At 46.3% G+C, this 6,448-nt stretch carries 8 protein-coding genes; 7 read left to right on the top strand and 1 reads right to left on the bottom strand.

Annotated features, from left to right (window positions below):
* Positions 1-116, bottom strand: a 116-nt coding sequence (locus tag F0265_RS22325) for a hypothetical protein (protein ID WP_143695504.1), incomplete at its 3' end; no start/stop codon positions are given.
* Positions 117-438: 322 nt separating this feature from the next.
* On the opposite strand from F0265_RS22325, the gene metK reads away from it, so the two are divergent.
* From metK to F0265_RS22290, 7 genes are all read left to right on the top strand, one after another.
* Entirely contained in the window at positions 439-1,593 is a 1,155-nt protein-coding gene (gene metK / locus F0265_RS22320; protein WP_171750397.1) for a methionine adenosyltransferase, read from the top strand.
* Between the two features lie 278 nt (positions 1,594-1,871).
* Positions 1,872-2,666 carry a DUF2189 domain-containing protein gene (locus F0265_RS22315; RefSeq protein ID WP_006958244.1) on the top strand — a complete coding sequence of 265 codons (795 nt, stop codon included), beginning with the start codon at positions 1,872-1,874 and terminating at the stop codon, positions 2,664-2,666.
* Positions 2,667-2,731: 65 nt separating this feature from the next.
* On the top strand, positions 2,732-3,229 hold the full coding sequence (locus F0265_RS22310; protein WP_006958245.1) for a SprT family zinc-dependent metalloprotease: 498 nt from the start codon (positions 2,732-2,734) through the stop codon (positions 3,227-3,229).
* 79 nt (positions 3,230-3,308) lie between these two features.
* Positions 3,309-4,013 carry an endonuclease gene (locus tag F0265_RS22305; RefSeq protein ID WP_171750396.1) on the top strand — a complete coding sequence of 235 codons (705 nt, stop codon included), beginning with the start codon at positions 3,309-3,311 and terminating at the stop codon, positions 4,011-4,013.
* A 108-nt stretch (positions 4,014-4,121) separates the two neighbouring features.
* Positions 4,122-4,853, top strand: a complete 732-nt coding sequence (gene rsmE / locus F0265_RS22300) for a 16S rRNA (uracil(1498)-N(3))-methyltransferase (RefSeq protein ID WP_171750395.1) — start codon at positions 4,122-4,124, stop codon at positions 4,851-4,853.
* A gap of 13 nt (positions 4,854-4,866) precedes the next feature.
* On the top strand, positions 4,867-5,817 hold the full coding sequence (gene gshB, locus F0265_RS22295) for a glutathione synthase (RefSeq protein WP_019277263.1): 951 nt from the start codon (positions 4,867-4,869) through the stop codon (positions 5,815-5,817).
* A 56-nt stretch (positions 5,818-5,873) separates the two neighbouring features.
* Positions 5,874-6,437 carry a YqgE/AlgH family protein gene (locus tag F0265_RS22290; protein WP_019277262.1) on the top strand — a complete coding sequence of 188 codons (564 nt, stop codon included), beginning with the start codon at positions 5,874-5,876 and terminating at the stop codon, positions 6,435-6,437.
* Positions 6,438-6,448 lie beyond the last annotated feature (11 nt).

The raw sequence follows: 6,448 nt of genomic DNA, 5'->3' as shown, positions 1-6,448 counted from the left end.
ACTTCAGCGATGTCAGCCATACCCATAGGTGCGCCTGGGTGACCAGAGTTGGCTTGTTGTACGCCGTCCATGCTAAGGGCACGGATAGCATTAGCTAGATGTTTGCGGGAAGACATGTCTGCTCCTGAGTGCGTTAAGCGAAAACTAATTTTGATGGGCGATTATTCTCTCAAAGGCGCCTAAGCTGTGCAAACGTTTTACAGTCTGAATACAGGGGATTCTCGCGTATTTTCTGCCATTTCTATCCAAGTTAGTAATATTTAACTCTTTAGAAGCAAACGTTTGGATATGTATTAAATTAAAAAAGAGCTTGTAATTCGAGCTATGAAAATTAGAATAGACGTCTAGATGTAGAAACACCTACAGATATCAGTATTATTCCTTAGTGTTCCGCCGTTAATAATGGAGCACTTCCTTGAATTAAAAAGTGGAGCTCTCATGGCTAAGCACCTGTTTACTTCTGAGTCGGTATCAGAAGGTCATCCAGATAAAATCGCAGACCAAATTTCTGATGCAGTTCTAGACGCAATCATCGAACAAGATCCAAAAGCGCGTGTTGCGTGTGAAACGTACGTAAAAACCGGCATGGTGATGGTTGGTGGTGAAATCACTACCTCAGCATGGGTAGATATCGAAGAGTTAACTCGCCAAACCGTTCGTGATATCGGTTACGTTCACTCTGACATGGGTTTTGATGCCGATTCTTGCGCAGTATTGAACACTATTGGTAAACAGTCTCCAGATATTAACCAAGGCGTTGATAAAGCGGATCCAAAAGAGCAAGGTGCTGGTGACCAAGGCATCATGTTTGGTTACGCGACTAACGAGACAGACGTACTAATGCCAGCTCCAATTACGTATTCTCACCTACTTGTTCAAAAACAAGCAGAAGTACGTAAAAATGGCACACTACCTTGGCTACGCCCTGATGCAAAATCACAGGTAACCTTCCAGTACGACCAAGGCAAAATCGTTGGTATTGATGCTGTCGTTCTTTCGACTCAGCACTGTGACTCAATCTCTACGCCAAACCTACGTGAAGCGGTTATGGAAGAGATCATCAAGCCAGTTCTACCATCAGAGTGGCTAAACAAAGACACTAACTTCTTCATCAACCCAACTGGCCGTTTTGTTATCGGTGGCCCAATGGGTGACTGTGGTCTGACTGGTCGTAAGATCATCGTTGATACATACGGTGGTGCTGCTCGTCACGGTGGTGGTGCATTCTCAGGTAAAGATCCATCAAAAGTTGACCGCTCTGCGGCTTACGCTGCACGTTACGTTGCGAAAAACATCGTTGCGGCTGGCCTTGCTGACCGTTGTGAGATTCAGCTTTCTTACGCAATCGGTGTTGCAGATCCAACATCTATCATGGTGGAAACATTTGGTACTGAAAAAGTATCTCAAGACATCATTGTTGAAGCGGTACGCCAACACTTCGATCTGCGCCCATACGGCCTACAAGAAATGTTGAACCTACTTCAGCCAATCTACAAGAAAACAGCCGCATACGGCCACTTCGGTCGTGAAGAGTTCCCATGGGAAGCGACTGATAAGGCTGCACTTCTACGCGACTTCGCTGGTCTTAAGTAATTTAAATTACCGCACTAATTTGCTATTCAAGGGCTTCTGGGTAACCAGAAGCCCTTTGCTTTTGTGCGCAAAAATCAAACAACAAATTTGTATTTTTTTGTCATGGGGTCAATAGTTAACAATATGTTAAAAGGCTAATTCTTCGCCAAAAATTGCTTTTTAACAGACCAAGTCAGATGCGCAGCTTATTAGGGCAGTCGCAAAGCCGGGCATCGAGTTCCAAGACGCCACCCATGAATCTATGGGTGACTTATTACAGAGTCGATCAAGGAGGATGTATGCCTCGTACGGTGAATCCACAAGACTTCAACGACAAACGAAAGGAAGTCCCAGATAACGAATACGCACGTACTATACCGTGCAATCATGTCAGCTTATCCGCGCCGTTTCATTGGCTGTCACTCGGCTTGCACGACTTTGTGCGTATGCCGTTGATCAGTGCCTTTTACGGTTTGTGTTTCATGGCGGCCGCTATTGGTATTGTGCTGCTAGTTCAATGGCAAGGCACACACTTAGTTGTCATGCCAAGTTTAGTCGTCTATATGCTAATTGGTCCCTTCTTAGCGCTAGGGCTTTATGATGCCAGTTGGGAGCGGGAAAAGGGCCATCACGCCAGCTTACTTCACTCAATGAAAGCCATTGGGCGTAACTCTTCATCACAATGGGCGTTTGCTGTCATGCTCGCCGTGTGTATGATTTTCTGGATGCGTATCGCTGCGTTACTTCATGCGTTATACCCTTCGGTTCAGGGCGCCCCAATAACAGATTTCCTTCCATTCCTTGTTATCGGCTCTTTGGTCGGCATGGTACTGGCTGCAATTGTGTTTAGTATTTCTGCTTTCTCCATCCCACTTATGATGGAGCGACGCGTTGATATGATGACCGCTGTGTTTACCAGCTTTAACGCCGTCAAATCAAATATTCCAGCGATGATAGTATGGGCGGCCGTGATCTGTGGCGGTATCTTAATTGGCTTTGCGACTTACGGAATCGGCATGTTGTTTACGATGCCAATTCTTGGCTACGGTACTTGGCACGCTTATCATGAAACCATCAAGAAAAAGCACCATTAGCACCAACGTCTAATCCGGTATATGATTCGCCCCTTATCTAAGGGGCGAATTTTTTGGAGATGAATTTGGATACAGAGCTTAGCTATCGCGCACAACAAGTGGTCGCTCGCTATATCGTAACGGCTCAACATGCTTTTCAGCGCTCATTTTCTTTCCCTTCTATCAGCTACAAACTGAGAGGTAAAGCGGCGGGCAAAGCCTACCTCCAACTCAATGAGATTCGCCTCAATCCCGTTTTATTTACCGAAAATCAGCAAGCGTTTTTCGATGAAGTCATCCCGCATGAAATCGCACATTTGATCACTTATCAGGTCTATGGTCGAGTCAGACCTCACGGTAAAGAATGGCAATCGATCATGGAAAGCGTATTTGGCGTCCCTGCTCGTACTACGCACAGTTTTGAAATTACTTCCGTACAAGGGAAAACCTTCGAGTACCGCTGTGGGTGCCAGCTCTACCCACTGACTATCAGACGTCACAATAAAGTCCTGCGTCATCAAAGCAGCTACCGATGCCAGAGCTGTCAGCAAACCCTTGTGTTTACGGGTAAGCAGCTCTCATAACTCAGTGAGCCATTAATAAGTTTCACTGACAAATGCATGCTAGACTGCGATAAGTCATACTTTTCTAATACTTATCGACATGAAACTTCGTGCATTTTTTGTTTACTTCACTGTACTTATTAGTTCATTTCAGGTGCTCTCTGCGCCTCCCTCTTCATTTTCGAAAGCCAAGAAAGAAGCACTAAAGATATATTCCGATCACCCCACCAGCTTTTACTGTGGATGTGATATCACCTGGCAGGGAAAAAAAGGTATTCCCGATTTAGCGTCATGTGGTTACGCCGTGAGAAAACAGCAAAAACGTGCTTCAAGAATCGAATGGGAGCATGTTGTTCCGGCTTGGCAGTTTGGCCACCAACGACAATGTTGGCAGTCTGGAGGACGAAAAAACTGCACCAAAAATGACACCGTATTTCGCTCAATGGAAGCCGATCTACATAACCTCACCCCCGCTATCGGTGAAGTGAACGGCGATCGCTCGAATTACAACTTCAGCCAGTGGAATGGGATGGATGGCGTGACGTATGGCCAATGCGAAATGCGGGTCAACTTTAAGCAACGGAGAGTCATGCCACCAGACCGCGCCAAAGGTTCCATTGCCCGAACCTATCTGTACATGAGTCAGGAATACGGATTCAAGCTATCGAAGCAACAAAACCAACTCATGACAGCTTGGAATAAGCTCTATCCGGTCGACACATGGGAATGTGAACGTGAGCGTCGAATCTTCAAGATTCAGGGCAATCATAATCCTTTCGTTTTCAAGGAATGCCAGGCTCTGTAATTGCCCCTTATGAATTGTAGCGATATGTACAGCCTGCCCCTTGTTTTTTAGGCATAAAGCATCCATGTTAGGAGTTCATTCTCAATTATCTGGCCGGATACAAAGCTGATGCGAATTCCTCGAATTTATCACCCTGAACCTATAACCCAACTTGGCAGTTTAGCGCTTAGCGAAGATGCAGCAGGCCATGTAGGAAGAGTCTTGCGGATGAAGGTTGGACAGGAAGTGTTGCTTTTTGATGGCTATGGGGCCGAGTTTCCTGCCGTAATTGAAGAGGTCACCAAAAAGTCTGTCACGGTGAATATCACTGAACGTGTTGAGCGCAGCAGCGAGTCACCGCTGGACCTGCATTTAGGTCAGGTCATTTCTCGCGGGGAAAAGATGGAGTTCACCATTCAGAAATCTGTAGAGCTAGGCGTTAACACCATTACTCCACTGATTTCTGAGCGTTGTGGCGTCAAGCTAGATCAAAAACGTTTTGAGAAAAAGCTCGCCCAATGGCAGAAAGTTGCCATCAGCGCTTGCGAGCAAAGTGGACGCAATATCGTTCCGCAGATTCGCCCTATCATGCAGTTAGATGAGTGGTGTGCAGAAGATTATGATGGCCTTAAACTCAACCTTCACCCCAGAGCAAAATACTCAATCAATACGCTGCCAGCGCCGGTCGAGAAAGTTCGCCTGTTGATCGGCCCCGAAGGTGGCTTGTCCGCAGAAGAGATCGAGAAAACCCGAGAATATCAATTTGAAGAGACTCTGCTAGGCCCACGCGTATTACGCACAGAGACAGCAGCTCTTACCGCAATTACTGCCCTTCAAGTTCGCTTTGGCGACCTTGGTTAAACGGAGAAAAACCATGATCAAATTAGGTATCGTGATGGACCCTATCGAGTCCATCAACATCAAGAAAGACTCTAGCTTTGCCATGATGCTTGAAGCGCAACGCCGCGGCTACGAAATCCACTACATGGAAATGCATGATCTGCACCTAGACCAAGGTGTCGCTGTTGCAGACACCAAAGTGGTGGAACTCAAAGAAGATCCAACAGGCTGGTTCCAGTTTAAGTCAGAGCAAACTATTGAGTTGTCAGAGCTTGATGCAGTATTGATGCGTAAAGATCCTCCGTTTGATACTGAGTATATCTACGCAACCTATATTCTTGAGCGCGCAGAAGAGAAAGGCACGTTAATCGTCAACAAACCTCAGAGCCTGCGTGACTGTAACGAAAAGCTGTTCACAGCCTGGTTCCCAGAACTTACCCCAACCACTATCGTGACCCGCAAAGCAGAGAAGATTAAACAATTCCGCGAACAGCACGGAGATGTGATCTTAAAACCACTAGATGGCATGGGTGGTGCATCTATTTTCCGAGTCAAAGAGAACGATCCAAATGTGTCTGTGATTATCGAAACCCTGACTAACCACGGTCAAAACTATGCGATGGCACAAACATTCGTTCCTGATATCAGCAACGGCGACAAGCGAATTCTGGTCGTGGACGGTGAAGCGATGCCTTACTGTCTAGCGCGTATTCCGGCAAAAGGTGAAACTCGCGGCAACCTTGCTGCAGGTGGTACAGGTGAAGCCCGACCACTGAGCGAAACAGATAAACAGATCGCAGCGGCTGTAGCGCCTACACTTAAGGAAAAAGGTTTGATCTTTGTAGGCTTGGACGTCATTGGTGACAAGTTAACTGAGATAAATGTAACCAGCCCAACCTGTATTCGCGAAATCGAGGCTGCATTTGATATCTCAATTACGGGTAAATTGATGGATGCGATAGAGCGTCGACTCAACAAGCAGTAATTTACTCACATGATCATTGGGCGATAACTTGTCGCCCACTTTACGCTGGAGTAACTATGAATTTAACCAACCACTTTTTAGTTGCTATGCCGGGGATGAAAGATCCCTACTTCCAACGCAGCGTTATCTACGTATGTGAACACAATGATGATGGCGCGATGGGTTTAATGATTAATGCTCCAATCGACATCACAGTAGGTAAAATGCTCAAGCAGGTTGACGTTGAAGCGACTCAACCTCAACTCAAAGTCGGTAGCCTTGAAAAACCGGTACTCAATGGCGGCCCAGTTTCAGGAGATCGAGGATTTATTCTTCACCAACCAAAAGATCATTATGAATCCAGCATTCAGATGACTGACTGTATCTCCGTCACGACGTCAAAGGACATACTCGCGGTGCTCGGTACAGAAGCCGAACCACCGGAATACATTGTTGCATTAGGTTATTCTGGTTGGGAAGCAGGCCAATTAGAGATTGAGCTTTCGGAAAACTCTTGGCTAACGATTGAAGCCGACCCTGATGTCATGTTTAACACACCGATCAATGAACGTTGGCAAAAAGCCGTGCAGATGCTTGGCATCGACGCGTCTCAGCTGTCCAGTGATATTGGTCACGCATAACCTCCCCATTA

The organism is Vibrio sp. RE88, from assembly GCF_013113835.1.
Lineage (GTDB): Bacteria > Pseudomonadota > Gammaproteobacteria > Enterobacterales > Vibrionaceae > Vibrio.
This window is presented reverse-complemented; position numbering and strand designations above follow the sequence as displayed.

Excerpts from the sequence above, each read along its gene's own strand:
- metK (WP_171750397.1), top strand. The coding sequence starts at position 439 with ATGGCTAAGCACCTGTTTACTTCTGAGTCGGTATCAGAAGGTCATCCA.
- F0265_RS22315 (WP_006958244.1), top strand. The coding sequence starts at position 1,872 with ATGCCTCGTACGGTGAATCCACAAGACTTCAACGACAAACGAAAGGAA.
- rsmE (WP_171750395.1), top strand. The coding sequence starts at position 4,122 with ATGCGAATTCCTCGAATTTATCACCCTGAACCTATAACCCAACTTGGC.
- F0265_RS22305 (WP_171750396.1), top strand. The coding sequence starts at position 3,309 with ATGAAACTTCGTGCATTTTTTGTTTACTTCACTGTACTTATTAGTTCA.
- F0265_RS22290 (WP_019277262.1), top strand. The coding sequence starts at position 5,874 with ATGAATTTAACCAACCACTTTTTAGTTGCTATGCCGGGGATGAAAGAT.
- gshB (WP_019277263.1), top strand. The coding sequence starts at position 4,867 with ATGATCAAATTAGGTATCGTGATGGACCCTATCGAGTCCATCAACATC.